This window comes from Rubellimicrobium aerolatum, assembly GCF_017872975.1.
GTDB lineage: Bacteria > Pseudomonadota > Alphaproteobacteria > Rhodobacterales > Rhodobacteraceae > Rubellimicrobium > Rubellimicrobium aerolatum.
Window position 1 is genome coordinate 330,013 of the sequence record NZ_JAGGJP010000001.1, and the last position, 25,441, is coordinate 355,453.

General features: G+C 70.8%; 24 protein-coding genes and 2 tRNA genes. 8 read left to right on the forward strand and 18 right to left on the reverse strand.

What is annotated here, in order from left to right; genetic code table 11:
- The first annotated feature begins 30 nt into the window (after positions 1-30).
- The gene (locus J2Z33_RS01595; protein WP_209837182.1) at positions 31-465 is read left to right on the forward strand and encodes a cupin domain-containing protein; all 435 of its coding nucleotides are present in this window, start codon (positions 31-33) and stop codon (positions 463-465) included.
- A complete protein-coding gene (locus J2Z33_RS01600) occupies positions 462-701 on the forward strand; it encodes a sulfurtransferase TusA family protein (RefSeq protein ID WP_209837184.1) in 240 nt (79 codons plus the stop codon). Before J2Z33_RS01595 ends, J2Z33_RS01600 begins: the two co-directional genes overlap by 4 nt.
- 87 nt (positions 702-788) lie before the next feature.
- On the opposite strand, the gene J2Z33_RS01605 is transcribed toward J2Z33_RS01600, so the two are convergent.
- The 6 genes from J2Z33_RS01605 to purC form a co-directional block, all read right to left on the reverse strand.
- The gene (locus J2Z33_RS01605; protein WP_209837186.1) at positions 789-3,653 is read right to left on the reverse strand and encodes an Rne/Rng family ribonuclease; all 2,865 of its coding nucleotides are present in this window, start codon (positions 3,651-3,653) and stop codon (positions 789-791) included.
- 425 nt (positions 3,654-4,078) lie between these two features.
- The gene (locus J2Z33_RS01610) at positions 4,079-5,413 is read right to left on the reverse strand and encodes a sigma-54-dependent transcriptional regulator (protein ID WP_209837188.1); all 1,335 of its coding nucleotides are present in this window, start codon (positions 5,411-5,413) and stop codon (positions 4,079-4,081) included.
- A 14-nt stretch (positions 5,414-5,427) separates the two neighbouring features.
- Positions 5,428-7,173, reverse strand: a complete 1,746-nt coding sequence (locus J2Z33_RS01615; RefSeq protein WP_209837190.1) for a sensor histidine kinase — start codon at positions 7,171-7,173, stop codon at positions 5,428-5,430.
- Between the two features lie 46 nt (positions 7,174-7,219).
- Positions 7,220-7,888 (reverse strand): phosphoribosylformylglycinamidine synthase subunit PurQ, encoded by a 669-nt coding sequence (gene purQ, locus J2Z33_RS01620; protein ID WP_209837192.1) that lies wholly within the window; start codon positions 7,886-7,888, stop codon positions 7,220-7,222.
- A 13-nt stretch (positions 7,889-7,901) separates the two neighbouring features.
- Positions 7,902-8,141, reverse strand: coding sequence for a phosphoribosylformylglycinamidine synthase subunit PurS (purS, locus tag J2Z33_RS01625; RefSeq protein ID WP_209837194.1), 240 nt, complete (start codon positions 8,139-8,141; stop codon positions 7,902-7,904).
- 11 nt (positions 8,142-8,152) lie between these two features.
- Entirely contained in the window at positions 8,153-8,917 is a 765-nt protein-coding gene (purC, locus tag J2Z33_RS01630; protein ID WP_209837196.1) for a phosphoribosylaminoimidazolesuccinocarboxamide synthase, read from the reverse strand.
- Positions 8,918-9,054: 137 nt separating this feature from the next.
- Here purC and J2Z33_RS01635 point away from each other — a divergent pair, with 137 nt between their 5' ends.
- The 3 genes from J2Z33_RS01635 to J2Z33_RS01645 all read left to right on the forward strand — a co-directional run bounded on the left by J2Z33_RS01635 (position 9,055) and on the right by J2Z33_RS01645 (position 10,870).
- Positions 9,055-9,372, forward strand: a complete 318-nt coding sequence (locus tag J2Z33_RS01635; protein ID WP_209837198.1) for a DUF1476 domain-containing protein — start codon at positions 9,055-9,057, stop codon at positions 9,370-9,372.
- 138 nt (positions 9,373-9,510) lie between these two features.
- The gene (bmt, locus tag J2Z33_RS01640; protein WP_209837200.1) at positions 9,511-10,527 is read left to right on the forward strand and encodes a betaine--homocysteine S-methyltransferase; all 1,017 of its coding nucleotides are present in this window, start codon (positions 9,511-9,513) and stop codon (positions 10,525-10,527) included.
- A gap of 112 nt (positions 10,528-10,639) precedes the next feature.
- Positions 10,640-10,870, forward strand: coding sequence for a hypothetical protein (locus J2Z33_RS01645; protein ID WP_209837202.1), 231 nt, complete (start codon positions 10,640-10,642; stop codon positions 10,868-10,870).
- On the opposite strand, the gene J2Z33_RS01650 is transcribed toward J2Z33_RS01645, so the two are convergent.
- Positions 10,852-11,931 carry a PA0069 family radical SAM protein gene (locus tag J2Z33_RS01650; RefSeq protein WP_209837204.1) on the reverse strand — a complete coding sequence of 360 codons (1,080 nt, stop codon included), beginning with the start codon at positions 11,929-11,931 and terminating at the stop codon, positions 10,852-10,854. The genes J2Z33_RS01645 and J2Z33_RS01650 overlap by 19 nt on opposite strands.
- A gap of 159 nt (positions 11,932-12,090) precedes the next feature.
- Here J2Z33_RS01650 and J2Z33_RS01655 point away from each other — a divergent pair, with 159 nt between their 5' ends.
- Both J2Z33_RS01655 and J2Z33_RS01660 read left to right on the forward strand, forming a co-directional pair.
- Entirely contained in the window at positions 12,091-12,786 is a 696-nt protein-coding gene (locus J2Z33_RS01655) for a corrinoid protein (protein WP_209837206.1), read from the forward strand.
- A gap of 46 nt (positions 12,787-12,832) precedes the next feature.
- Positions 12,833-13,399, forward strand: coding sequence for a DUF1638 domain-containing protein (locus J2Z33_RS01660; protein WP_342454104.1), 567 nt, complete (start codon positions 12,833-12,835; stop codon positions 13,397-13,399).
- A 92-nt stretch (positions 13,400-13,491) separates the two neighbouring features.
- Here the strand turns inward: J2Z33_RS01660 and J2Z33_RS01665 are convergent, their stop codons facing one another.
- The 4 genes from J2Z33_RS01665 to purM form a co-directional block, all read right to left on the reverse strand.
- Positions 13,492-13,902, reverse strand: coding sequence for a SufE family protein (locus J2Z33_RS01665; protein ID WP_209837211.1), 411 nt, complete (start codon positions 13,900-13,902; stop codon positions 13,492-13,494).
- A gap of 327 nt (positions 13,903-14,229) precedes the next feature.
- On the reverse strand, positions 14,230-15,393 hold the full coding sequence (gene rnd / locus J2Z33_RS01670; protein ID WP_209837213.1) for a ribonuclease D: 1,164 nt from the start codon (positions 15,391-15,393) through the stop codon (positions 14,230-14,232).
- A 42-nt stretch (positions 15,394-15,435) separates the two neighbouring features.
- Positions 15,436-16,032 (reverse strand): phosphoribosylglycinamide formyltransferase, encoded by a 597-nt coding sequence (gene purN, locus J2Z33_RS01675; RefSeq protein ID WP_209837215.1) that lies wholly within the window; start codon positions 16,030-16,032, stop codon positions 15,436-15,438.
- Entirely contained in the window at positions 16,029-17,063 is a 1,035-nt protein-coding gene (gene purM, locus J2Z33_RS01680; protein WP_209837217.1) for a phosphoribosylformylglycinamidine cyclo-ligase, read from the reverse strand. The genes purN and purM overlap by 4 nt, the downstream gene beginning before the upstream one ends.
- A gap of 127 nt (positions 17,064-17,190) precedes the next feature.
- On the opposite strand from purM, the gene J2Z33_RS01685 reads away from it, so the two are divergent.
- A tRNA-Ile gene (locus J2Z33_RS01685) sits at positions 17,191-17,266 on the forward strand.
- A 455-nt stretch (positions 17,267-17,721) separates the two neighbouring features.
- Here the strand turns inward: J2Z33_RS01685 and J2Z33_RS18620 are convergent.
- From J2Z33_RS18620 to J2Z33_RS01720, 7 genes are all read right to left on the reverse strand, one after another.
- Positions 17,722-18,408: a transposase domain-containing protein gene (locus tag J2Z33_RS18620; RefSeq protein ID WP_280922864.1), complete on the reverse strand. Its 687-nt coding sequence runs from the start codon at positions 18,406-18,408 to the stop codon at positions 17,722-17,724.
- Complete coding sequence (locus J2Z33_RS01695) at positions 18,351-18,695, reverse strand: hypothetical protein (RefSeq protein ID WP_209837219.1); 345 nt, start codon at positions 18,693-18,695, stop codon at positions 18,351-18,353. The genes J2Z33_RS18620 and J2Z33_RS01695 overlap by 58 nt, the downstream gene beginning before the upstream one ends.
- Positions 18,696-18,923: 228 nt before the next feature.
- Positions 18,924-19,013, reverse strand: a tRNA-Ser gene (locus J2Z33_RS01700).
- 412 nt (positions 19,014-19,425) lie between these two features.
- A complete protein-coding gene (locus J2Z33_RS01705; protein WP_209837221.1) occupies positions 19,426-21,864 on the reverse strand; it encodes a DUF3772 domain-containing protein in 2,439 nt (812 codons plus the stop codon).
- The gene (locus J2Z33_RS01710) at positions 21,864-22,898 is read right to left on the reverse strand and encodes a cysteine synthase A (RefSeq protein ID WP_209837223.1); all 1,035 of its coding nucleotides are present in this window, start codon (positions 22,896-22,898) and stop codon (positions 21,864-21,866) included. The genes J2Z33_RS01705 and J2Z33_RS01710 overlap by 1 nt, the downstream gene beginning before the upstream one ends.
- A 68-nt stretch (positions 22,899-22,966) precedes the next feature.
- Positions 22,967-24,079, reverse strand: a complete 1,113-nt coding sequence (locus J2Z33_RS01715; protein ID WP_209837225.1) for an NUDIX domain-containing protein — start codon at positions 24,077-24,079, stop codon at positions 22,967-22,969.
- Between the two features lie 132 nt (positions 24,080-24,211).
- A complete protein-coding gene (locus J2Z33_RS01720) occupies positions 24,212-25,420 on the reverse strand; it encodes an SAM-dependent methyltransferase (protein WP_209837227.1) in 1,209 nt (402 codons plus the stop codon).
- Between the last annotated feature and the right edge of the window lie 21 nt (positions 25,421-25,441).

Genomic DNA, 25,441 nt, shown 5'->3' on the forward strand with positions numbered 1-25,441 from the left:
GCCTCCCCGCCGCGCCATGATGGAGGAGCCATGACCGCCGACGAGATCATCGCCCATCTGTCGCTCGCCCCGCACCCGGAGGGCGGCTGGTACCGGCAGACCTGGGCGGCGGAGGCGGGTCCGGGCGAGAGGCCGGCGGGGACCGCCATCCTGTTCCTGCTGCGCGAGGGCGAGCGGAGCCACTGGCATCGGGTGGACGCGGCGGAGATCTGGCACTTCCACGCCGGCGCTCCGCTGGTGCTGTCGCTGGCCGACAGCGAGGTTGGGCCGGCGCGGGGCATCCTGCTCGGGCCCGAGGTGCTGGCGGGCCAGTCGCCGCAGGGGATCGTACCGGCGGGCTGGTGGCAGGCGGCGCGGAGCACGGGGGCCTGGACGCTGGTCGGCTGCACGGTCAGCCCGGGCTTCCGGTTCGAGGGGTTCGAGCTGGCCCCGCCTGGCTTCGACATCCCGGGGGGGTCGGCATGACACCCGATCGCGAGATCGACGCGCGGGGGCTGATCTGCCCCCTGCCTGTCCTGCGCGCCCGCAAGGTCCTGCTGGCGATGCGGCCCGGCGAGGTGCTGCGGGTGCTGGCGACCGACGCCATGGCGGCGATCGACCTGCCCCACTTCTGCGCCGAGGCCGGGCACGAGCACCTGGGCCAAGTCGTCGAGGACGGGGCGCAGGCGCACCTCATCCGCCGGGGGCCGGATCGGGGCTGAGGCCCCCTCGCTTCACCTTCGATGCGACATGAAAAGGGCCTCGCCTTGCGGCGAGGCCCTTCATCGCTTCCGGTTGCCGCGTTCGGGTCAGCGCGCCCACCAGCCGCGCCGCTTGGGCTTGTCGGGCTCGGGCTCGGCCTCGGTGTTGGCCGGGGCGGGCGTGGACTCGGGCTGCGCCTCGGGAGCGGGCTCGAACAGGCGCTGGGCCTCCTCGCGCGCGGCCTCGGGCGTGGCGGGCGCGTCGCCGGGGGGCGCGGGCACGTCCACCGCCGGCTCGTCGTCGAGCGCGAGCGCGGCCTCCACCTCGTCGTCCGGGTTCGCCGGGGCGGGCAGCGGCACCTCGGCCTCGCCGGCCGTCGCAGCGGCGGAGCGCGAACGGCGGGCGCGGGCCGGCTTGGCGGGCTTCTCGGCCTGCGGCGCGGCCTCGGCGGGGGCGGCGTCGGCCTTGCGACGCGTCCGACGCTTGGGCGCGGGCTCGGCCGGGGCCTCTTCGGCAACCGGGGCCTCGGCGGGCGCGGCCTCGACGGCCTTGCGGCGCGTCCGGCGCTTGGGCGCGGGCTCCGCCATGGGGGCGGGTTCCGGCGCGGGGGCGGCCTCGGCGGTCAGAGGCTCCTCGGCGGGCTCGGGAGAGGGCTCCGGCTCCGGCGCGGGGGCCGGCTCCTCGACGGCGGAGTCGGACTCGGCAGACTCGGACTCGTCCGCCTCGTCCGCCTCGTCACCCTCCTCGTCGCCTTCGGCCCCCTCGCCTCCAGCGGCGAAGTCGGCCCGGTCGCCATTGCGCCGGCGACGCCGGCGGCGGCGCTTCTTGCGCGGGCGGTCGTCCTCGCCGTTGGCGGCGGGCGCGGCTTCGGCCTCGGCCTCGGTCGTCTCGGCCTCGGGGGCCTCCTCGGCCTCCTCCTCCGCCTCGACCTCAAGCTCGATGGTCTCCTCCTCGATGAACTCCTCCTCCTCGGGCATCAGCGCGGGCTGGCCGGCCATGACGATAGCCGTGGGCTCGGGGACGGCGCGGGTGGCGGTCTTGAACTTCTCGATGGCGAAGTCGGGCGAGACCAGGCGCGGGTCGGCCTCAACGCGGACGGCCATGCCGTAGCGCTGCTCGATGATGGCCACGTGCTCGCGCTTGTGGTTCATCAGGTAGTTGGCGGTGCCCACGGGCACGCGCAGCAGCACCTCCTTGGTGCGGCCGCGCACGCCCTCCTCCTCCATCTGGCGGAGGATCATCAGGGCCACGCTCTCGTCCGAGCGCAGGTGGCCGGTGCCGTGGCAGTGCGGGCAGGGCTGCGTGGTCGATTCAAGCATCCCCGGGCGGAGCCGCTGGCGCGACATCTCCAGGAGGCCGAAGCCCGAGATGCGGCCCACCTGGATGCGGGCGCGGTCGTTCTTGAGCTTGTCCTTGAAGCGCTTCTCGACGGCGGCGTTGTTCTTGCGCTCGTCCATGTCGATGTAGTCGACGACGATGAGGCCCGCGAGGTCGCGCAGGCGCAACTGGCGGGCGATCTCGTCGGAGGCCTCCAGGTTGGTCTTGAGCGCGGTCTGCTCGATGGAGCCTTCCTTGGTGGCGCGGCCCGAGTTCACGTCGATGGCGACCAGCGCCTCGGTGACGCCGATCACGATGTAGCCGCCCGAGGGGAGCTGCACCGTGGGGTTGAACATGGAGGCGAGGTAGCTTTCCACCTGGTAGCGGGCGAAGAGCGGCATCGGATCGCCGTAGGGCACCACGTTCTGCACGTGCGCCGGCATGATCATCTTCATGAAGTCGCGGGCGTTGCGGTAGCCCTCGGCCCCCTCGACGATGACCTCGTCGATCTCCTTGGAGTAGAGGTCGCGGATCGACCGCTTGATGATGTCGCCTTCCTCGTAGATCTTGGCCGGCGCGATGGATTTCAGCGTCAGCTCGCGGATCTGCTCCCACAGGCGCTGGAGGTATTCGTAGTCGCGCTTGATCTCGGGCTTGGTTCGCTGGCTCCCGGCGGTGCGGATGATGAGGCCGGCGCCGTCCGGCACCTCCAGCTCGGCCGCGATCTCCTTGAGCTTCTTGCGGTCCACGGCGTTGGTGATCTTGCGGGAGATGCCGCCGCCGCGCGCGGTGTTGGGCATCAGCACGCAGTAGCGGCCCGCCAGCGACAGGTAGGTGGTCAGCGCCGCGCCCTTGTTGCCGCGCTCCTCCTTGACGACCTGGACCAGCATGATCTGCCGGACCTTGATGACCTCCTGGATCTTGTAGCGGCGGGCACGCTGCGGCTTCTGGCGCGGGCGGAGGTCGAGGTGGTCGTCCTCCTCGGCCACGGTCTCGATGGTGTCGTCCTTCTCGACGACCTCCACGCCCGAACCGCCATTGGATTCGTCCTCGGCCCCCTCGTCGGCGGCGGGGGTGTCCACGGGCGTCTCCGGCACGGTGTCCATGTGGGACAGGCCCTCGGAGTCGGGCTGGTCGCCCTCCTCGCCGAGGTCGATGGTCTCCATGCCGGCGGGGTCGGCGCCCGCGTCCTGCGTCGCGACGGCATCGCCCTCGCGGTTCAGGGGACGCGAGCGGCCGCGGCCGCGCACGCGCTGACGGCGGCCCTCGCGGCGGTGGCCGTTGCCGTTGCCGTTGCCGTTCTCGGAGCGGGGCTCGTCGCCGCCCTCCTCCTGGGCTGCGTCCTCGTCGTCGGCCTGCTGCTCGGCGAGGGCGCGTTCCTCGGCGAGGAGTGCCTGACGGTCTGCGATGGGGATCTGGTAGTAGTCGGGATGGATCTCGGCGAAGGCGAGGAAGCCGTGCCGGTTGCCGCCGTAATCGATGAAGGCCGCCTGGAGCGACGGCTCTACGCGCGTGACCTTGGCGAGGTAGATGTTGCCGGCGAGCTGGCGCTTGCTGGCGGATTCGAAGTCGAAGTCCTCGACCTTGGTGCCGTCCACCACGACGACGCGAGTTTCCTCGGCGTGGGTGGCGTCGATGAGCATTTTCTTGGCCATGTGATCCTGCACGCGCGGCCAGGCGGCGCCCCCTGGAGGGCGCTGGCGGGCGGGGCGTGTCCATTAAGGGCGACGGCTCGCGCGGACGCGGGGCCGGGGTCCCGGGGGACCCGACCCTGGCGTCGGTCGTCGTGCGCGAGCTGCATCGCGGGTTCGTCTCCGACGCCGCGAGGATCGCGGCGCCCGTTCAGGCCCCCTTGGCGCCGCCTTGGGGGCGGCGCGTCCGGGGATTCAGTCAGGCCGGTGCGGCCCAGTCCAGTCCGTCGCATCCGTGGCCGCGTCGGGCCTGAGGTCGGATGCGCGGAAATTCAGCGACGGGCGGCGCAGGTGCGACCGCCCGTTCCCCCCTTCATAGCGAAGGCGGGGCGGCCTGCACAATGGCTAACCGTTCGAGGCTGACCATTCGGAGGCCCGGCGATCACGGGTCAGAGGTAGTCCGACCGGCTCAGGTTGTACTTGGCCATCTTCTCGTTGAGGGTGCGGCGGGGGAGGCAGAGCTCCTCCATGACCGCGACGATGCTGCCCTTGTGGCGTCGCATCGTGTTGTCGATGAGCATCCGCTCGAACGCCTCGACGAACTCCTTCAGGGGCTTGCCTTCCGTCGTCATCGCCGGTCGCGAGCTGTCGTCGGTGTCGGCCATCAGGAGCGAGGCGATGGTCCCCGTCCCGCGCCGGTTCTGGAGCACGGCGCGCTCGGCGACGTTGATGAGCTGGCGCACGTTGCCCGGCCAAGGCGCCTGGAGGAGCTGCGCCGCCTCCTGCGCCGAGACCTCGGGCGTGTCGCAGCCGTATTCGTCGGCGAACTGCTCGCTCAGGCGGGTGAAGAGGGTGAGGATGTCCTCGCCGCGCTGGCGCAGCGGCGGCACGGTGATTCGCAGGGCGGCGAGCCGATAGAAGAGATCGGGCCGCAAAACCGATTCGCAGGTCTTGCCCTCATCCTGAAGGTTGCAGATGCCGATGATCCGCGTCTCGGCCGGGGAGCCCTGCTCGTTGATGGCGGTCAGGAGGCGGGCCTGCATGGCGGGCGACAGCGCCTCGATGTCCTCCAGCACCAGGGTGCCGCCGCGCGCCTCCTCCATGGCGGCCACCGGCTCGTCCTGCTGGGGCGGGCCGAACAGGCGGCGGCCCAGCGTCTCCTCGTCAAAGGCGGAGCAGCTCATCAGGACGAACTTGCGCGACGACCGGGCGCTGACGGCGTGGAGCGCGTGGGCGACCAGGGTCTTGCCGGTCCCGGTCTCCCCCTCGATGAGGATGTGGCCCTCGGCCTGGCCAAGGTCGAGGATGTCCTCGCGCAGCCGCTCCATCGCCGGGGAGGCGCCGATGAGCTTGCGCATCAGCGCATCCTTGTCCGACAGCTCGCGCCGCAGGGCGCGGGAGTCGAGCGCGAGGCGGCGGACCTGCGACGCCTTCTTGGCGAGGTCGGTCATGCGGTCGGGGTTGAAGGGCTTCTCCAGGAAGTCGAAGGCGCCGACGCGCATCGCCTCCACCGCCATGGGCACGTCGCCGTGGCCGGTGATCATGATGACGGGCAGCGTCGAGTCCACGCTCTTGAGCTTGCGGAGGAACTGCATCCCGTCCATGCCCGGCATCTTGACGTCGCTGACGACGATGCCCGGATAATCGGCGTTGATGCCCTTGAGGGCATCCTCGGCCGAGGCGTAGGTCTCGGTGTCGAAGCCGGAGAGCGCAAGCCATTGGCTGATCGACTGGCGCATGTCCTTCTCGTCGTCGACGATGGCGATCTTCATGGATTTCGACACGGCAGGATCCTTCCCTATTCGGCGGCGGCGGCCGAGGCGTCCAATGCGGGGAGGACCACCTCGAAGACGGCCCCGCCGCCGGCCCCGTTGCGCGCGGTCAGCCGCCCGCCCAGGTCGTTCACGATGCCGGACGAGATGGCCAGCCCCAGGCCAACTCCGTCGCCGGGCTGCTTGGTTGTATAGAAGGGCTCGAAAAGCGCGTCCAGATCCTCGATTCCGGGCCCATTGTCGCGCACCGTGAGACGGACGGCCTGCCCGGCGGCCAGGAGGATGTCGATGGCGGGCTCCTTGACCTCGCGCGTGGCGTCGAGCGCGTTCCGGAGGAGGTTGACGATGACCTGCTCCAGCCGGAGCCGGTCGCCGAGGACCGTCGCCGGCCCCTCGGGCATTGTGCGGTCGATGGCGACGCGCCGGGCCTTGAGCTGTGGCTCCATCATGGCGAGCGCCGAGGACACCGCGTCGCGCACGTCGAAGGGCTCGAAAGCATCGGAGCCCTTGCGGGCATAGGACTTGAGCTGCCGGGTGATCGCGCCCATGCGGTCGATCAGGTCGTCGATCCGCTGGAACGAGGCCAGCGCCTCCTCGGGCCGCTTGCGCTGGATGAGGAGCCGCGCGCCGGCGAGATAGGTCTTCATCGCGGCGAGCGGCTGGTTCAGCTCGTGGCTCACGGCGGCCGACATCTCGCCCAGGACGGCGAGCTTGGAGGACTGCGCCAGCGTCTGCTCGGCGACCTGAAGGGTCTTCTCCATCCGCTCGCGTTCCGCGATCTCGCGGGAGAGGCGTGCGTTCAATAGCCGCAGCTCGGCCGATTCGCGCTGGGTGCTGACGAGGCGCGAGGCGGTCTTGCGGTTCGACATCCAGAAGGCCAGCGCCAGGAGGATGGCGAATCCCATGATCTCGAGGGCGAGGACGCCGTTCACCCTCTCGCGCACGCTGGCATAGGCGGTGAAGCCGACCATGCGCCAGCCCTGGAAGGGGACGCGCAGCTCGCGCCGGAGCACGGCCTCGCCGCTCAGGTACGCGTCCACGGGCAGCGTGGCCCAGTCCTGGGTGACGCGCAGCGCCCTCTCGATGGAGGAGGGCGCGGAGGTGAGGCCCAGCGCTTCGGCCTCGGCCAGCCCGCGCCAGCGCCGTTCGGTCGCGAGGACGACGGTGCCCTGGCTGTCCAGCACCATCACCGCGTCCTGGGTGCCGGCCCAGTTCCGTTCCAGCCGGGCGAGGTCCACCTCGACCGAGATGACGCCCAGCGTCTCGCCCCCGTCCTCGACCCGGCGGGAATAGAGGAACTCGTAGGCGCCGCTCGGCCCCTGGAGGGTGGTGAAGACGGTCGAGCTGGAGCGGAGCGCGCCGGTGAAGTAGCTGGCGTCGCGGTGCCCCTCGCCCAGGCGGGTCCGCTCGGTCGCGGCGACGACGCGGCCGTCGCGGTCGTAGAGCATGATGGAGGCGGCGCCGATCTCGTCCACGAGGCTGAGAAGCCGCTGGGTGGACTGGGAGAAGTTCTGCGACAGCAGCGCCTCGATCAGCTCCGGGTCGCGCACGAGGAGCTGGGGCACGATGGAGTTGCGTTGCAGCTCGGAGACGAGCTGGCCCACGTAGAGCGTGTAGCGCACCTCGGCCCGGTTCTTGGTCGTCTCGGTGAAGCGCTGGGTCAGGACTTGGTTGGTGATCCAGATGATCGCCACCGCCGCGAGGCAGAACAGGCCCAGCGCGATGCGGGGCCACCAGGACCGGCCGGGAGGGGTGTCACGGGCGACGTTCATGCGGCCCGGCTTACGCCGGGTGACGGCGCGTCTCAAGGAAGCGATGTCAGGCCGGGGCGAGCTGATCCACGAGCCCGCGGAAAAGCGCCAGCCCATCGGTGCCTCCGTGGCCGGGATCCGCCACCCGCTCGGGGTGCGGCATCAGGCCCAGCACGCGGCGGTTGGCCGAGAGCACGCCCGCGATGTCGAGCACGGAGCCGTTCAGCGAGGAGGCGTAGGTGAAGGCGATGCGGTCCTCGCCCTGGAGGCGGGCCAGCGTCTCGGCGTCGGCGAAGTAGTTGCCGTCGTGGTGGGCGACGGGGAAGCGGACCTCCTGGCCTTGGGCGAAGTTCCCGGTGAAGGCGCTGTCCGCCGTGGCGACGTGCAGCCGCGCCGTGCGGCAGATGAACTTGAGGCCGGCGTTCCGCATCAGCGCCCCGGGCAGGAGGCCCATCTCGGTCAGGACCTGGAAGCCGTTGCAGACGCCCAGCACGTAGCCGCCGCGCCGGGCATGGGCCTGGACGGCCGCCGCGATGGGCGATCGCGCCGCGATGGCGCCGCAGCGCAGGTAGTCGCCGAAGGAGAAGCCACCCGGCACCGCCACGAGGTCGGTTCCCGGGAGCAAGGCATCATCCTTGTGCCAGGCCATGGCCACGTCGGCCCCGGCGGCGCGAAGCGCCACCGCGAGGTCGCGGTCGCAGTTGGAGCCGGGGAAGACGACGACGGCGGCCTTCATGGCGCTGCTCCTGTCAGGCGAGCTCGATCCGGTAGCTCTCGATCACGGTGTTGGCGAGGAGCCTCTCGCACATGGCGCGGACCTCGGTCTCGGCGGTCGCGCGGTCCTGAGCGGCGAGGTCGAGCTCGATCACCTTGCCCTGGCGGACGCCCCCGACGCCCTCGAAGCCCAGGGAGCCCAGGGCGCGGCGCACGGCCTCGCCCTGCGGGTCGAGCACGCCGGTCTTGAGCATGACGGTGACGGTGGCCTTCATCGCGCGAGCCTTCAGTTGATGAGCGTGGGCTTGGGGCGGTGCGTGACGTTCGAGGGCAGCACGCCCAGCCGCCGCGCGACCTCGGTATAGGCCTCGGTCAGGCTCCCCAGGTCCTTGCGGAACACGTCCTTGTCCAGCTTGCGGCCGGTCTCGATGTCCCAAAGGCGGCAGGAGTCGGGGCTGATCTCGTCGGCGACGATCAGCTGGGCGAAGTCGTTGTCCCAGATGCGCCCGATCTCGATCTTGAAGTCCACGAGCCGGATGCCGACGCCCATGAACACGCCCGACAGGAAGTCGTTCACCCGCAGCGCCAGCGCCACGATGTCGTCGAGGTCCTGCTGCGCCGCCCAGCCGAAGGCGATGATGTATTCCTCGGGCACCAGCGGGTCGCCCAGGCGGTCGTCCTTGTAGCAGAACTCCACGATGGGCCGGGGAAGCTGCATCCCCTCCTCGAGGCCGAGCCGCTTGGCCATGGAGCCGGCGGCGTAGTTGCGGACGATCACCTCAAGCGGGATGATCTCCACCTGCCGCACGAGCTGCTCGCGCATGTTGAGGCGCCGGATGAAGTGCGTGGGCACGCCGATCTGGTTGAGGCCGGTCATGAAGAACTCGGACAGGCGGTTGTTCAGGACACCCTTGCCCTCGAACACCTCCTTCTTGGCGCCGTTGCCGGCGGTGGCCTCGTCCTTGAAGTACTGGATGATCGTCCCGGGCTCGGGGCCCTCGTACAGGATCTTGGCCTTGCCTTCGTAGATCTTCTTGCGGCGCGGTGCCATGGGGGCTCCTCGGGTCGGGGGACCCGCTCATGTGAGGTTGGGGGCGTCTTACGGCAAGGCCCCCTTGCGGGCAAGCCACCCCGGGGCCATACCCAAGGCGTGACGCCGCAGCGGCTAGGGAAGGAAAGGCCCAGGACATGACCACGTTCGACGATCGCGAGCACGCTTTCGAGGCCAAGTTCGCCCACGACGCCGAGATGCAGTTCCGGGCCGAGGCGCGGCGCAACAAGCTCCTGGGCCTCTGGGCCGCCGGGCTCCTGGGCAAGTCCGGCGACGAGGCCGAGGCCTACGCCCGCGAGGTCATCAAGTCCGACTTCCAGGAGGCGGGCGAGGAGGACGTGTTCCGCAAGATCCGCGCCGACCTGGGCGACCGGGCCGACGAGCCGACGCTGCGCGCCAGGATGCGGGCGCTGCTGGCCGAGGCCAAGGCGCAGATCATGAACGAGGTCGGCTGAGGCCGCCGCGCGCGCCCGGCTGGACAGGCGCGGCCCCCGACCCATCTCGGACCTCCGGGCCGCCCTTCCAATGGGGCGGCCGTCCCTGCCGCGCTGGTCCCGATGCCGGGCCGCGCCCTCCCCGAAAGGCCAAGACCCATGACCGACGCCCTGTCCCGCCTGCTCGAAACCCGCGATTGGCTGCTGACCGACGGCGCGACCGGAACCAACCTGTTCAACATGGGCCTGACCTCGGGCGACGCGCCCGAGCTTTGGAACGTCGATCACCCCGACCGCATCCGCGCGCTCTACCAGTCCTGGGTGGACGCGGGGTCGGACATCTTCCTGACCAACACCTTCGGGGCGAATGCCTCGCGCCTGAAGCTCCACTCGGCGCAGGGCCGGGTGCGCGAGCTGAACATGGCGGCGAGCGCCATCGCCCGCGACGTGGCCGACCGGGCGGGCCGCCCGGTGGTCGTGGCCGGCGACGTGGGCCCCACCGGCGAGATCATGGCGCCCATGGGCTCCCTCACGCACGAATCGGCGGTGGAAATGTTCCACGAGCAGGCCGAGGCGCTGAAGGAGGGCGGCGCGGACGTCCTTTGGATCGAGACGATCAGCGCCGCCGAGGAGTTCAAGGCCGCCGCCGAGGCCTTCCGGCTGGCGGGGATGCCCTGGTGCGGCACCATGAGCTTCGACACGGCCGGGCGGACCATGATGGGCCTGACCTCGGCCGAGCTGGTGAAGCTGGTCGGCAAGCTGCCCCACCCGCCCATCGCCTTCGGCGCGAACTGCGGCGTGGGGGCCTCGGACCTGCTGCGGACGGTGCTGGGCTTCGCCGCCGCCGGGCCGGAGCGGCCGATCATCGCCAAGGGCAACGCCGGCATCCCGCGCTATCACGAGGGGCACATCCACTACGACGGCACGCCGGAGCTGATGGCGGACTACGCCGTGCTGGCCCGTGACGCTGGGGCCACGCTGATCGGCGGCTGCTGCGGCACCATGACCGACCACCTGCGGGCGATGCGCGAGGCTCTGGAGACCCGTCCGCGCGGCGAGCGTCCGGCCCTGGAGACCATCGTCGAGCGGCTGGGCCCCTTCTCCTCGGCTTCGGACGGCACGGGCGAGGATGCCTCGGCCGCGCCCCGCCGCGGTGGACGGCGCGGTCGGGCCTGAGCCACGCCCGGCCTTGTCGAAGGACGTGAGAAACGTCCCTCAAATCCTCGCCAGACCTTACATTTCGGCCTCTGCATCCCCATATTCCTCCTGTTCAGCCAGGAGAGAAACGATGACATTGGAAGGCCACAAGGTCCTTCGGAAGGGCCACAGCCGCCGCCGTTATGGCAAGGTCGATGCGAGCGTGACCACGCGGCTCAGCGACGATGGGACGGAACTGCTGTTCGAGTCCTCGATCCCCGTGTCCAAGGGGTTCTCGGACGTGTGCTTCGTGCTGCCGGTAGGCGCGCTGCCGGACCTCGTGCGGCTCGCCGTCGAACGTCCTCAGAACAGCGAGAGCTGAGGGTCGGGCGCCCTCGGCACCCGGAACAGGTCGGTGCGGAGCGGTGGCATCCCGCCCAGTCCCAGCCGCCGGGCCGCCAGGTCGAAGCGCGCCCGCATCAGCCGCGCCCATTCGCCCTGCCCCGTCATGCGCGTCCCCCAGCCGGAGTCATAGTCGCTGCCGCCGTGCAGCTCCCTAACGCGGTTCATCACGCGGGCTGCCCGGTCCGGAAACCGCTCGTCCAGCCAGTCGCGGAACAGGTCCGCGATCTCACGCGGCAGGCGCAGGACGATGAGGCTGGCGGCCCGCGCCCCGGCGTCGGAGGCAGCGGCGAGGATCGCCTCGATCTCATGGTCGGTCAGCGCCGGGATCACGGGCGAGACCATGGCCCGCACCGGAACGCCGGCTTCCGACAGCCGCCGGATCGTCTGGAGCCGACGGGCCGGCGCGGGCGCGCGGGGCTCCATGGCGCGCGAGAGGGACGGGTCGAGCGTCGTCACCGACACGCCGACCTTGACGAGGCCCTCGGCCGCCATGGGCGCGAGGAGGTCGAGATCGCGCTCGATCAGCGTGCCGCGCGTGGCGAGGACGACCGGGTGACGATGCGACCTTAGCACCTCCAGCAGCGCGCGGGTGATGCGGCGGTCGCGCTCGATCGGCTGGTAGGGGTCGGTCGCGGTGCCGAGCGCGATGGGCCTGGGGACGTAGCCCTTCGCCCCCAACTCGCGCACGAGGGCGGCGGGGGCGCCGGGCTTGGCGATCAGCCGCGTCTCGAAGTCGAGGCCGGGCGACAGGCCCAGCCAGGCGTGGGTCGGCCGCGCGTAGCAGTAGATGCAGCCGTGCTCGCAGCCCCGGTAGGGGTTGAGGGAGCGGTCGAAGGGAATGTCGGGCGAATCGTTCGCGGCCAGCGCCTTGCGAGTCCGCTCCTCCGTGACCTCGGTGCGGAGCGGTGGCAGGGGCTCGCGCTCCCAGCCGTCGTTCAGGGCCTCGCGGGCATAGGGCTCGAACCGGCCGGCGGCGTTGGCGGTCGCGGCCCGGCCGGGGCGGCGGTCGGTGGGGATGTGCGAACCTTCGGCGTCCATGGCCCGATGATTAGAACATATCATGAACATGGCAAGGCGGTTCGCGGGAACCCCCTTGTCCTTTCGTCGGTTGCGGGGCAGGCCGTGTCGCAATCCGCCGCGCGGCCGGCGCCCCTCGGGCGCACAAGGGGGCGCGACCACCAAACCGCAGGAGCCGCCATGGCCGACGACGAGATCATCCTCAGCGAACTCGACGACGAGGAGCTCGTCGCGCAGATGTTCGACGACCTTTACGACGGCCTCCGCGAGGAGATCGAGGAAGGGGTCCGCATCCTGCTGGATCGTGGCTGGACCCCTTACGACATCCTGACCAAGGCGCTGGTCGGCGGCATGACCATCGTGGGCGCGGACTTCCGCGACGGCATCCTGTTCGTGCCCGAGGTGCTGCTGGCTGCCAACGCCATGAAGGGCGGCATGGCGATCCTCAAGCCGCTGCTGGCCGAGACAGGCGCCCCGCGCGTCGGCAAGATGGTGATCGGCACCGTCAAGGGCGACATCCACGACATCGGCAAGAACCTCGTGTCGATGATGATGGAGGGCGCCGGCTTCGAGGTCGTGGACCTCGGCATCAACAACGCCGTCGAGAAATACCTGGAGGCGCTGGAGACCGAGAAGCCGGACATCCTGGGGATGTCGGCGCTGCTCACCACGACGATGCCCTACATGAAGGTCGTGATCGACACCCTGAAGGAGAAGGGCATCCGCGACGACTACATCGTGCTCGTGGGCGGGGCCCCGCTCAACGAGGAGTTCGGGCGCGCCATCGGGGCGGACGCCTATTGCCGCGATGCCGCCGTCGCCGTGGAGACCGCCAAGAGCCTTGTCGGACGCAAGCACAACCAGATCGGCGCCTGACGCGACGCTGACCACGGACGGCCTTGCCCCCGAGGGGCGGGGCCGCGTGCTGCTCATCGCCTGCGGGGCGCTGGCGCGCGAGATCCTGGCGCTCAAGGCCGCGAACGGCTGGGAGCACCTGGACCTCCAGTGCCTGCCGGCGATCCTCCACAATGCGCCGCAGCGGATCGTTCCGGCCGTCGAGGCGGCGGTGGAGGCCGCGCGCGGGCGGTATGCGCGGGTCTTCGTGGTATATGCGGATTGCGGCACGGGCGGTCTCCTTTCTGCGGCTTGCGCCCGGTTGGGCGTGGACATGGTCGAAGGGCCGCATTGCTACAGCTTCTTCGAGGGGAACGAGGTATTCGCGGCCAAGGGCGAGGCGACGGCCTTCTACCTGACGGACTTCCTCGTGCGGCAGTTCGACGCCTTCGTCTGGCGTCCGCTGGGCCTGGATCGGCACCCCGAGTTGCGGGACGCCTATTTCGGCCACTACGAGAAACTGGTCTATCAGGCGCAGACCGACGACCCGGACCTGACCGGGAAGGCGATGGATTGCGCGGCGCGGCTGGGCCTCGCCTTCGAGAGGCGATGGACCGGCTACGGGGACCTGTTCTGGGTCCTGGACCGGTTATAGCGCGAACTGGTTAAGGACCGGTTCACGGCGCGAGGATTTTTCGTGGGTCGCGAGGTTTTCTCGCGTCGGGAGTGGGGAGGAGGTCCCCTGCCCTACGCGGCCTCGCGGGCCGATTCGCGGATGCGCTGGATCATGGCGCGGACGCCGTTCGACCGCTGCGAGGACAGGTGGCTGTCGAGGCCGAGGCGGGCCAGTTCCTTGCCGGCGTCCACCTCCGGCACCTCCTGCACGGGGAGGCCGGCGTAGAGCGCGTGCAGGATGGCGATGAGGCCGCGCACGATGCTGGCGTCGCTGTCGCCGGTGAAGCCGAATCGGCCCCCGGCGATCTCGGGGTGAATCCAGACCTGCGAGGCGCAGCCCGAAACCTTGGTGGCCGGGACCTTCAGCGCCTCGGGCATGGGCTCCATGGCGCGGCCGAGCGCGATGACCTCGCGGTAGCGCTCCTCCCAGTCGGGGAGGAACTCGAAGGTCTCGGCGATCTCCTCGAAGGCGGGGGTGGCCATGGGCGGGGCTCCGGTGATGACCGGGCACAGGTAAGGGCGCGCGGGGGCGAGGTCCAGAGCGGGGACGTTCGGGCCGCATGACGGGATGGCGCTTGGGCGCGCGGTTCCGGGATCGCGCATCGAGCCGCCTTCGGGGACCGGGCGTGATGCGCCATGCCCATCAACTTGGCCCCAAATACGCAAGCCGCAGGGTCCACCCGCGCCGCCGCGTCGGGGCTCGGAGCAACGTGTCGTAGGGTGGGTGGTTCTTCGCGGAACGCGAAGGTTCACCTACCGGGAACGGCGGCTGGTGGGTGAACCCTCGGCAGAGCCGAGGAACCATCCACCCTACAGGCGCACCGTCACGACGTTCTGGCCCTTGGCGGCCAGCGCGACCTTGCCCTCGCAGAGCTGGACCGCATCCTCGCCGAAGACCTCCAGCCGCCAGCCGTGCAGGGCGGGGAGGTTGCGTTCCCCCGCCGCGATGGCGTCGAGGTCGGCGGAGGAGGCGATCAGGCGGGCGGCGACCCCCTCCCCTTCGGACTTGGCCTTGAGGAGGACCCGCAGGAGGTCGGCCAGCGCCGGGTTGACCTGCAACTGCTCGCGCGAGTCGTTCATTCGCGGCAGGTCCTCGGGGCGCAGGCCCGCCGCGCGCCTGACCGCCGCCAGGATGCCCTCGGCGATGTCGCCGCGCCGGCCCTCGCGCAGCAGCAGCCGCGCCTTGGCGAGGTCGGCCTCGGACGCGGGGCGGGTCGTCGCCAGCTCGATCAGGGCGTCGTCCTTGAACACGCGCGAGCGGGGCACGTCGCGGCTCTGGGCGTAGTCCTCGCGGAAGCGGGCGAGCTCGATCAGGGCCGCGAGCATCTTGTTCGATCCGGGGCGGGTGCGGATGCGCGTCCAGGCGTCGGCGGGGTCGGTGCGGTAGGTGGCGGGGTCCAGGAGGATCGCCATCTCCTCGGCCACCCAATGCTCGCGCCCGGTGCGCTTCAGCCGCTCCGCGAGGTGGACGTAGACGGCGCGCAGGTGGGTCACGTCGGCCAGCGCGTAGCGGAGCTGCGCCTCCGACAGGGGGCGGTGCGACCAGTCGGTGAAGCGCGAGGACTTGTCCACCTCGGCCTTGGCGATCTTGCGGACCAGGGTTTCGTAGGAGACCTGATCGCCGAAGCCGCAGACCATGGCCGCGACCTGGGTGTCGAAGAGCGGCGCGGGGATCACGCCGGCGTCGACGAAGAAGATCTCCAGGTCCTGCCGGGCGGCGTGGAAGACCTTCACCACGTCCGGGTTGCGGAACAGCTCGTAGAGGGGGGCGAGGCTGAGGGCGTCGCCGCCGGCGATCGGGTCCACCACGGCGGCCGAGTCCTCGTCGTCGCCGGGATACGCGATCTGGAGGAGGCAGAGCTTGGAGTAGTAGGTCCGCTCGCGCAGGAACTCGGTGTCCACGGTCACGAAGGGGTGCCGGGCGGCTCGGTCGCAGAAGGCGGCCAGCGCCTCGGTCGTGGTGATGATCTGCATGGCCCCGCGCCTTAGCGCAACATCGTTGCGTTGGAAAGCCCGTCAGGGCAGCCGGACGGGGGTCCGGTCGCCGGCGGCGTAGCGGCGCAACACGGCGGGATAAAGGCGGTGCTCCTGCCCGAGCACGCGGGCGGCGAGGGTGTCGGGGGTGTCACCGGGCAGGACGGGCACGCGGGCCTGCCCGAGGAGGGGGCCGTGGTCCAGCTCCTCGGTGACCTCGTGGACGGTGCAGCCGTGCTCGGCGTCGCCGTTCGCCAAGGCGCGGGCGTGGGTGTGCAGGCCGGGGTAGAGCGGCAGGAGCGAGGGGTGGATGTTGAGCATCCGGCCCGCCCAGGCGCCGACGAAGCGGGGGGTGAGGATCCGCATGAAGCCCGCGAGGCAGACGAGGTCGGGGGCGTGGGGGGCCATGGCGGCGAGGAGCGCCTCCTCGAAACCCGTGCGGTCGCGACCGAAGGGGCGGTGGTCGATGGCGGCGGTGGGGAGGCCGAGGTCGCGGGCCTTGGTCAGGCCTCCCGCGTTGGGGTCATTGGACAGCACGAGGACGGGCCGCGCCGGGTGGTCGCCGGTCATGGAGCGGGCCAGCGCCACCATGTTCGAGCCGCCGCCCGAGAGGAGGATGGCGACGCGCCTTTGGCTCACGCCAGCGCGCCCCGGTAGGTGACCCCCTGCCCCGCCGTCACGGTCCCCAGCGGGATCACCGTCTCGCCCGCGTCAGTGAGTTGGGCCGCCAGCGCCTCGGCCCGGTCGGCGGCGGCCACGACGACGAGGCCGATGCCGGAGTTGAAGGTCTTGAGCATCTCGGATTCGGCGATGTCGCCAGCCTCGCGCAGCCAGGCGAAGACGGGGGGGAGGTGCCAGGCGGTGAGGTCGATGGTGGCGCCGAGGCCGTCGGGGAGGACGCGGGGGAGGTTCTCGGTCAGGCCGCCGCCGGTGATGTGGGCGAGCGCGTGGACGCCGCCGGCGCGGATCGCGGAAAGGGCGGGCCTGACGTAGAGGCGGGTGGGGGTGAGGAGCGCCTCGCCCAGCGTGCCCTCGGCGAAGGGCGCGGGGGCGTCCCAGGACAGGCCCGCGACCTCGGCCACGCGGCGCACGAGGGAGAAGCCGTTGGAATGGACGCCGTCCGAGGCGAGGCCGAGGAGGACGTCGCCCTCGGTGACGCCCTTGGGGAGGTCCGCACCCCGCTCCATCGCGCCCACGGCGAAGCCCGCGAGGTCGAAGTCGCCGCCGTGATACATCCCCGGCATCTCGGCCGTCTCGCCTCCCACCAGCGCGCAGCCGGAGCGGGCGCAGCCTTCGGCGATGCCGGCGATGACGCGGGCGGCCTCCTCCACCTCCAGCTTGCCGGTGGCGAAGTAGTCGAGGAACAGGAGCGGCTCGGCCCCCTGGCAGACCAGGTCGTTGACGCACATCGCCACGAGGTCGATGCCGACGCCGTCCAGGTGCCCGGTCTCGATGGCGACGCGGAGCTTGGTGCCGACGCCGTCGGTGGCGGCGACGAGGATGGGGTCCTGGTAGCCGGCGGCGCGCAGGTCGAAGAGCGCGCCGAAGCCGCCGAGGCCCGCCATGGTGCCGGGCCGCTCGGTGCGTTTCGCGTGGGGCTTGATCCGCTCCACGAGCGCGTTGCCCGCGTCGATGTCCACGCCCGCCTGCGCGTAGGTCAGCCCGCTCATGCCCGTCCCCTTGCCCGTTGACGCGACCCCGTTAGCCGATGCGGGCGTGGGGGGCCAGAGCCGCTGGCGTGGCGGAGGCCGGAGCCGCTTGACGCGCGGGCGGGCGGATGCGACGGGAGGGACCGGCGGGCCGGTAGCTCAATGGTTAGAGCCGAGCGCTCATAACGCTTTGGTTGGGGGTTCGAGTCCCTCCCGGCCTACCAATCCCCTTCAAGACGCCTTGTTTCGTTGGGGGTTTCCGCTGCTTCTGGACCACGAATCCGGGGGCTTGGTCCATGTCGGACCCGATATGACTCGGCCGGCGGCGGTTGAGGCGGCCCATGGCTTTCGTCTCAGGGACGGTCCGCTCGACGTCGACGGTGTGGATTTCGCTCGTCTGGGCCTCGGCGAGGGCCATGGCTGCCATGAGTTCGCACCGGCTCGCGCCCATGCGGGCTCCTGCTTGGTGACCTTGCGGACGCCGTGCTGCGATCGGTCGGCCTTGCCTTCGGCATTCGTCAGGTCCGCCTGGATGCACCGCTTCTGCACCCGGTTCCGAAAGGCCTCCCTCGACGCGAACGGTTGCCCCTTCTCGTTGTAGGGATGCGTGGCTGGCCGCTCCTTGTCATTCAGCAGCTCCTTCGCGAGATCCTCCTTAGCCATCCGGCGAAGGCTGCGGTCAGGCCGCGTTCTGTCGATCTGAGGTGGGAGCCCAGTTCCACGACAGGAGCTTTGGCAGGCGTGACATGAGCAGGCTCGGCATGCGGGCGAGGACGTCGGCGAGCCAGGCCTGCGGGTCGATGTCGTTGAGCTTGGCGGTGACGATCAGCGCGTGAAAGAAGGCGGCCCGACGGCCACCGCGGTCGCAGCCGGCGAAGAGCCAAGCTTTTCGTCCAAGGGCCACGCCGCGCAGGGCGCGCTCGGCGCTCGCCATTGTCCTCGGACCAATGGCGGACAAAGGCTCGCTGTTCGAGAGGCAGATGCGGCCGTCCTCCAGGAAGCGGCTGAAGGCGGGCCAGCGGTCCTTGTCGAGCACGTAGGCAATGGCGCGGGCCATGCCGCAGCGCATGGCGATGGCGCGCCAGTCCTTGAGGCGGGCGAAGGCGTTCTCGATGCGGCAGCGCTTTTCGTGGAGCCGACGGTTGTGGGTGGCGGGGCGTGTCCGTCCGTTGCGGGCGGGCCTGCAGGCACGGACCCCACGGGCCTTCAGGTCGTCCCGCAGCCAGTCGGCGTCATGGCCCTTGTCGCCGAGCAGGCGCTTCGCGAGCGGGAGTCGCGCCACAACCGCCAAGGCGCCCCTGGCGTCGCTCATCCGGCCGGGCGAGAGGACGAAGGTGAGTGGCCGCCCCTTGCCGTCCCCGACCATGTGCAGACTGGAGTTCGGGCCTCCTTCCGTGCGGCCGGTCGCACGCGGGCGGAGCCCCCTTTTCTCGGGCTTGCCGCCGTGTGGCGAGCCCTCAGGCGAGTGCCGTCGATCATGGGCGTGTCGCCCGCGGGCCCCGGGCGGGCCAGGTCGCGGACGATCCGGGCGAACACACCCAACCGCGGCCAGCGAGCGAAGCGGTTGCAGGGCGTCTTGTGCGGCCTATGGATGGACGGTGCATCCTGCCACCCCGGACGGTTGCGAAGCACGTGGAGGATGCCGCTCAGCACCCGTCGATCATCCAGTCGTGGCTTGGCCCCGAGCCTTCGGGACGTGCGGCCGCAGACGCTCCACCTGCTCCTCGCTCAACCAGAACTGACCGCCCGTGCCACCCCCGGAAGACAGCCCGCATGAATCAGCTAAGCCGCAGGAACGTTGGGGCGCCTATAGGTCTGGACCCTTGTGCAAAAAGGAAAAGACCCCGCGAGCGGCCTGATTTCGGGTTTGCGGCGTGCAAGTGGCGGAGCGGGAGGGATTCGAACCCTCGAGACGGTTTCCCGCCTACACACTTTCCAGGCGTGCGCCTTCGACCACTCGGCCACCGCTCCGTTGGCGCCCCTTTGCCCCGTGCGGCGCATGAGCGCAAGACCTACCGATGTCGGGCCGGATACTTTCGCGAGGCCTCCGCTCATAAGTTGAAGGCTCCAGCCACGCTCGTCGAACGGACAGGCGGGCCGGAGCGACCGGTCGGGACAACGGCTCGTTCCAGGCGGCGCTGGTCGATCCAACTGAGCGAACGCCGTCCGCCTTCGAGGCCGGCATCGGGCCCTCCGCAGGAGGAACATGGCCGCAGCAGACAGAGAGACGGCGTTAGCCTGCCAGTGCCCTGGCGGTCCCTTCCTCTGGGCCAAGCAGACTTGCCGCGCGGGGCCGGGCCCCGCCCCCATGTCGCAGCGCCCGGCCGTGAGCCGGTCTCCGGTGGCAGGCATGTCCGCCGGAGCCACGAGGCCCGGGATCGCCTCAGGCGATCGGCTTGGGAGGCGGCGCGGGCTGGGCGGCCGTGTGGATGCTCTCGGCCGTGAACCGTCGGGCGATCTCCTGATTGATCTCGCTTCGCACCGTGGTCCCAAAGTTCACGTCGCGGATGATGGCGCGGATCTCGAAGTTGAGCACGTCCGCGCCGAAGCCCGCCAGCACCACCGCCGGCGGCGGCGACAGCAGGACCATGGGATTGGCCTCGGCGATCTCGCGCAGGACGCCGGTCACGTGGTCCACGTCGTTGCCGAAGCCGACCGACACCGGCAGGACCAGCCGCCCCACCAAGTTGCCCCGCGTCCAGTTGACAACCTGCCCTGACACCAGGTCGGCGTTCGGCACGATCACATGGGTGCGGTCGAAGGTCTCGATGCGGGTGGAGCGGACGGAAATGTCGCGCACGTAGCCCATGCGCGGCCCCACCTCGATCCAGTCCCCCTCGTTGAACGGCCGCTCAATGAGGAGGATGATGCCGGACACGAAGTTCGACACGATGTTCTGCAGGCCGAAGCCGATCCCCACCGACAGCGCGCCGGCGACGATGGCCAGGTTCGACAGGTCGAGCCCCGCGACGGTCACCGCCAGGAGCGCCGACAGGGTAAGCCCGAGGTAGCCCAGCCCGGAGATGACGGCCGTCTGGGCTCCGGGATCAAGGCGCGTCCGGGGAAGCACGGTCGAGCGTAGCGCACCCTGCAGCAGCCGGGTCAGGAACCAGCCCACGGCGAAGATCAGGCCGAAGGTGGCGAACTGTCCGGGCGAGAGGCGCGTCTCGCCGATGGTGATGCCGGTCAGGAAGCGGGTCCAGGCCTCGGCGAGGTCCTCGGGCCGCGCGCCCCAGATCAGCGCCAGGACCGGCAGGGCGAGCACGAGCAGCGCAAAGCCCACCAGCACGGGCAGCAGGGCGTCGCGGATGGTATCCTCGCGCCGCAGCAGGAGCGCATAGAGGTCGGTGGCGAACCACTGGAGCACGATCAGCACGCCCAGCAGGCCCAACGTGATGACGCTGGGCAGGAGGAGCGCCCCTCCCGCCCGATAGAAGCCAAGGAGCGACAGGACCGGAGCCACGACGGCGACGACCATGAGGGCCCGCCCGACGAAGGTGACGATCCGGCGGCGGAACTGCACCCCCTCGTCCTCGCCCGAGGCTCCGCCCGTCGTGCCCGCCTGGGCGAGGCAGCGCGCGAAGCGGAACACCACCAGCGCCAAGAGGATGTCCGTTGGTAGCAGCAGCCCCGAGCGCACCTCGGGCGCGAGGTCGCCTACCGACAGGAAGGCGCGGACGACGATGGCGGCCGCCAGGATCCAGCCGGCCTGCCGCAGCCGATGATGCGATGCGGCCTTGATGTCGGGCGGGAAGTCGAAGGGCGCCGGGTTCGCGCGATCCGATGCGAAGAATCGCCCTGCCAGCCAACCCGACGCTCCCACGCAGGCCCCGCCCAGCGGCACCGACTCGACCAGCGCCATGGCCCGGGTGCCGAACAGGCCGGTGGCCTCGACCGCCCAGGCCAGCATGAGGAGACCGCCCAAGGGAAGCAGGAGGTTCCCGACCGACACGGCGAGGTTCAGGATGCTGGCGGCAGGCCGGCCACGGAACCGTCCCTTGGGTCGACTGGCCGAGAAGCGGGCGCCGAACCGGGCGATCCAGGCCCTGCCCTGTCCGAGCAGGAGCGATCCGAGGACGAGGAACAGGAGCGCCACGGGCCAGTTTCGCGCGAAGCCGTCCCACCGGGCCGAGCTGCGGACGGAGGTCGTCACCTCCTTGACCAGTCCCAGGGCGCGACTCGTCAGGGCATCGGCCATCTCGGGCCAGAGACGCGGATCGAGCGGCGGCTGGCTGCGGACCAGGAGAGCGGCAGCCTGTCGGCTGCGGGACAGGCCGTCGATTTCGCCGACCAGCCCGTCTGCGTGGGCATGGGCCTCCTGGGCAAGGAGGCCGGGCGCGCGCAGCCGGGCGAGATCCTCGGTCAGCGCGGCCCGGCGCTCCGCCACGCGGGGATCCTCGGCGGGCTCGCCTTCGGCGGGCGCGGGACCAAGGGCGGCGATCTGCGCCTCGACGGTGGCGATCCGGGCACCGTTCGCGGCCTGCGCCTGGGCGAAGATCTCGCGCCAGCCCACGAGTTCCTCACGCAGCCGGCTCAGGGCGAAGACCGAGCCGCGCCCGGCCTCGGACAGCGCCTCGGCCCGGGCCGCCGTCTCCTGCCAGGCCTCATGGTTCGGCGTGCCGTCGGGCAACAGGGGTTCGGCTTCGGCGGTCTCCGAGGCGGGGGCCACCTCGACAGCGGACTCCCCGGCCGGACCCTGGCTCTCCGTCGGCGGGGCCTGCTCCTCTGGTGCCACGGTCCCGGCCGGCGGCACGGCGTCCTGGCCAAGGGCCGGCCCGGCCAGCGTCAGGAGGACCGCCAGGAGCGCTCCGGCCCGCGGCATCAATCCTCGAACACCCCCGGAATCGAGGCCGGCGCGCGGTCGAGCCAGCCCGGCACCGGCAGCCCGCGTTCGCGCAGGAAGTCCGGGTTCCAGAGCTTGGACTGGTAGCGGGTGCCGTAATCGCAAAGGATCGTGACGATGGTATGCCCCGGCCCCATCTCGCGTGCCATGCGGATCGCCCCTGCGACGTTCACCCCCGACGAGCCGCCGAGGCACAGGCCCTCGTGCTCCAGCAGATCGAAGACGATCGGCAGCGCTTCCGAGTCCGGGACGCGCCAGGAGAAGTCGGGCGCGACCCCGTCGAGGTTGGCCGTGATGCGGCTCTGGCCGATGCCTTCGGTGATCGAGTTGCCGGGCATCTCGTAGCTGCCCTCGGTGTAGAAGCTGTGCAGCGCGGAGCCCTCGGGATCGGCGAGGCCGACCTTGACCCCACGGGGTTGCAGCGCCGCCGCGAGGCCGGCCAGCGTGCCGCCGGTCCCCACGGCGCAAACGACGCCGTCCACCTTGCCCTGGGTCTGCTCCCAGATCTCGGGGCCTGTGCCTTCTATATGCGCCTGCCGATTGGCGAGATTGTCGAACTGGTTGGCCCAGATCGCCCCCTCGGGCACGCTCCGAGCCAGCTCCGCCGCGAGGCGGCCCGAATAGCGGACATAGTTGTTAGGGTTCCGGTAGGGTGCCGCCGGCACCTGCACGAGATCGGCCCCCGCCAGCCGGAGCATGTCCTTCTTCTCCTGGCTCTGGGTCTCGGGGATGACGATGACCGTCTTGAACCCCATCGACGCCCCGACCAGCGCAAGCCCGATCCCCGTGTTCCCGGCCGTGCCCTCGACGATGGTCCCGCCCGGCTTCAGCTCGCCCCGTCGCACCGCGTCGCGGATGATCCAGAGCGCGGCACGGTCCTTGACCGACTGGCCGGGGTTCATGAACTCGGCCTTGCCGAGGATCTCGCAGCCGGTCATCTCAGAAGCCCGGCGGAGCCGGATCAGCGGCGTGCCACCCACGGCGGCGGCGAGGTCGGGCTTGATGGGGGACATGGGAAACGGCCTCTCGTTGCGTTCCCCTGTCTAGGGAGCGCGGTCGCGGAACTCAAGGCGAGCGGCGCTCAGCCCCGCCCGGCCCGCCAGCGGTCCAGCCAGAGCAGCATGGAGATCAGCGGCATGGCGTTGGCCTCGCCGCTCTCGACTAGCGCCATGGCCTCGTCGAAGGGCAGCAGGTGCAGCTTGAGATCCTCGTGCTCGGCCTCCAGGCCGCCGCTGGCGGCGTGGTCGTCGGGCAGGTCGCAGAGCGCGAGATAGGCGTAGAAGTGGTCCGTCGCGTTCCCGGGCGAGGAGTAGCCGGCGAACATCGGCACCAGCTCCTTCAGGTCGAGATGCGCCTCCTCCTTGGCCTCGCGCCGGGCGGCCTCCTCCGGGGTCTCGCCGGCGTCCACCAGGCCGGCGACCGGCTCCAGGATCCAGGGCTGCGGGTCGCCGCGCCGGGCGGGGCCGGGGCGGAACTGCTCGACCAGCAGGAGGCGGTCTCGCCCGCGGTCGTAGGGCAACACCAGCGCCGCGTCGGCGCCGACGAAGACCTCGCGCGGGAGGCACGTGGCCCGCTCGCCGTCGAACCGCCGGTGGTCCGCCTCCAGACCCTCGAACTGGAAGAAGGTGCCGACCGGCGGCCGCACGCGCCGCAGGGCGAAGTCCTGAGGGCTGGCATGGGTGCGCCGCGTTGTCGGGGCGGGGCGGGCGCGCAGCGAGGCGGCGGCGCGGTGCTCGATCATCGGGGACTGCCGTTGCTGCGCCTCCGCGTCGAGCGGCGGATCATGGGCCGCGATCTCAGCCGCGCGCCGCATGGGCAAAGGAAGGGAGTGACGCAGCCAGCCCTCGAACGACCAGTCCTCGCCGCTCGCCTCCAGGGACTCGGGCGGGTAGTAGGCCTGCGCCTCGACGGGCTCGGAGCCGACCTCGACCGTCACCGCGCGGCGGACGTAGCCGAAGGGCAGCTCGTAGGCGTCCAGCCGCTCGCGCGCCTCGGTGGGCAGGCTCCAGACCACGCCTGCCGCGCGGGCGGCGGGATCGGGGACGAGGATCGGCAGGTCCCCCTCGACCGAGCGGAGCACCCGGTGGCCGGGCAGCACGGCCTCGCGGCCATCGGCCCCGCCGGTGCCGCCCGAGAGCAGCTCGAGCATCGGTCGGTGGCGGAGGGTTCCGTAGAAGAAGAATGTAGTTTGCATTTATAGTTACGAGCCGTTCCTGAAGTGAACTCCGAACCTGCGCGATCCCGGCGGGACCGTCGCTGCGCGGAGGTCGGCGGCGACGCGCCTGTTTTCGGTCATATCGCTCGAAGCGTCCATCGGCTCCCGCCGTCACGCGGGGCGGGTCATGGTGATCTGCGTCACGTCGCAGCTTCCGCCATGGAACGCGCCGGCGCAGGAGGCGAGATAGAAGTTCCACATCCGGCGGAAGCGGTCGTCGAAGCCGAGACGCGTCACCTCGTCCCAGCGGGAATTGAAGGTCTCGTGCCAGCATCGCAGGGTCCGGCTGTAGCTCTCGCCGAACTCGAAGGAATGGAGGAGCCGCAGGCCCGCCCTCTCCACCTCGTCCCGCAGCGCCTTGGGGCTGGGCAGCATCCCGCCGGGGAAGATGTACTTCTGGATGAAGTCCACGCTGGACCTGTAAAGCTCCCAGCGGCGGTCGGCGACGGTGATGATCTGCAGGGTCGCGCTCCGCCCCGGCTTGAGGCAGCGCCTCAGCGTCTCGAAATAGACGGGCCAGTATCTCTCGCCCACGGCCTCGAACATCTCGATGGAGGCTATGCCGTCGTAGAGCCCCGTCTCGTCGCGATAGTCCTGCAGCTTCAGCGTCACGCGGTCCTCCAGGCCCGCCCGCCGGATGCGCTCCCGGGCATAGGCGAGCTGCTCCCGGGAGATGGTGAGGCCGGTGACCCGCAGGCCCCGCTCCCCGGCGGCGTATTCGGCGAAGCCGCCCCAGCCGCAGCCGATCTCCAGCACGTGGTCGCCGGGCTGCGCGCCCATGCGGTCCACCAGGCTCTCGTACTTGCGGCGCTGCGCGGCCTCCAGGCTCTGCTGCCCGCCGTCGAAGAGCGCGGAGGAGTAGGTCATCGTCTCATCGAGCCAGAGGCCGTAGAACTCGTTCCCGAGGTCGTAATGGTGGCTGATGTTCCTGCGGGCCTGCCGCTTGGTGTTTCTCTGGAGCCAGAACCGCAGGCGTTCGTAGGCGCGCAGGAAGAAAGCGCCGGGAAAGCCGTCGTAAAGGTTGTCCGCATCGTCGTTGAGGAAGTCCATGAAGGCCATGAGGTCCGGCGTCGACCACCAGCCGTCGAGATAGGCGTCGCAGAAGCCGAGGTGCCCCTCGCGCAGCAGCCGCGCGAAGAGGTCTGGGTTGTGCACCGTCACCTCCGCCACGTAGCCGGGCTGCGCGCCCTCGGCCCGGAACCGCCGCCCGTCGGGCAGCACGATGTCGAGCCGCCCCTTGGGCAGCCCCCGCGCCATCGCCAAGACCTGCGCCAAGTAGCGCGGCAGGTCGGCCTGCCCCTCGGTCGTCGTCAGAACCATTCGCCCGGCCCTCGCTGTCGA

What these genes read in the sequence shown, in the direction of transcription:
- J2Z33_RS01595 (WP_209837182.1), top strand. Translation starts at nt 31, where the DNA reads ATGACCGCCGACGAGATCATCGCCCATCTGTCGCTCGCCCCGCACCCG.
- J2Z33_RS01600 (WP_209837184.1), top strand. Translation starts at nt 462, where the DNA reads ATGACACCCGATCGCGAGATCGACGCGCGGGGGCTGATCTGCCCCCTG.
- J2Z33_RS01605 (WP_209837186.1), bottom strand. Translation starts at nt 3,653, where the DNA reads ATGGCCAAGAAAATGCTCATCGACGCCACCCACGCCGAGGAAACTCGC.
- J2Z33_RS01615 (WP_209837190.1), bottom strand. Translation starts at nt 7,173, where the DNA reads ATGAACGTCGCCCGTGACACCCCTCCCGGCCGGTCCTGGTGGCCCCGC.
- purQ (WP_209837192.1), bottom strand. Translation starts at nt 7,888, where the DNA reads ATGAAGGCCGCCGTCGTCGTCTTCCCCGGCTCCAACTGCGACCGCGAC.
- purS (WP_209837194.1), bottom strand. Translation starts at nt 8,141, where the DNA reads ATGAAGGCCACCGTCACCGTCATGCTCAAGACCGGCGTGCTCGACCCG.
- purC (WP_209837196.1), bottom strand. Translation starts at nt 8,917, where the DNA reads ATGGCACCGCGCCGCAAGAAGATCTACGAAGGCAAGGCCAAGATCCTG.
- J2Z33_RS01635 (WP_209837198.1), top strand. Translation starts at nt 9,055, where the DNA reads ATGACCACGTTCGACGATCGCGAGCACGCTTTCGAGGCCAAGTTCGCC.
- bmt (WP_209837200.1), top strand. Translation starts at nt 9,511, where the DNA reads ATGACCGACGCCCTGTCCCGCCTGCTCGAAACCCGCGATTGGCTGCTG.
- J2Z33_RS01645 (WP_209837202.1), top strand. Translation starts at nt 10,640, where the DNA reads ATGACATTGGAAGGCCACAAGGTCCTTCGGAAGGGCCACAGCCGCCGC.
- J2Z33_RS01650 (WP_209837204.1), bottom strand. Translation starts at nt 11,931, where the DNA reads ATGGACGCCGAAGGTTCGCACATCCCCACCGACCGCCGCCCCGGCCGG.
- J2Z33_RS01655 (WP_209837206.1), top strand. Translation starts at nt 12,091, where the DNA reads ATGGCCGACGACGAGATCATCCTCAGCGAACTCGACGACGAGGAGCTC.
- J2Z33_RS01665 (WP_209837211.1), bottom strand. Translation starts at nt 13,902, where the DNA reads ATGGCCACCCCCGCCTTCGAGGAGATCGCCGAGACCTTCGAGTTCCTC.
- rnd (WP_209837213.1), bottom strand. Translation starts at nt 15,393, where the DNA reads ATGCAGATCATCACCACGACCGAGGCGCTGGCCGCCTTCTGCGACCGA.
- purM (WP_209837217.1), bottom strand. Translation starts at nt 17,063, where the DNA reads ATGAGCGGGCTGACCTACGCGCAGGCGGGCGTGGACATCGACGCGGGC.
- J2Z33_RS18620 (WP_280922864.1), bottom strand. Translation starts at nt 18,408, where the DNA reads ATGGTCGGGGACGGCAAGGGGCGGCCACTCACCTTCGTCCTCTCGCCC.
- J2Z33_RS01705 (WP_209837221.1), bottom strand. Translation starts at nt 21,864, where the DNA reads ATGCCGCGGGCCGGAGCGCTCCTGGCGGTCCTCCTGACGCTGGCCGGG.
- J2Z33_RS01710 (WP_209837223.1), bottom strand. Translation starts at nt 22,898, where the DNA reads ATGTCCCCCATCAAGCCCGACCTCGCCGCCGCCGTGGGTGGCACGCCG.
- J2Z33_RS01715 (WP_209837225.1), bottom strand. Translation starts at nt 24,079, where the DNA reads ATGCAAACTACATTCTTCTTCTACGGAACCCTCCGCCACCGACCGATG.
- J2Z33_RS01720 (WP_209837227.1), bottom strand. Translation starts at nt 25,420, where the DNA reads ATGGTTCTGACGACGACCGAGGGGCAGGCCGACCTGCCGCGCTACTTG.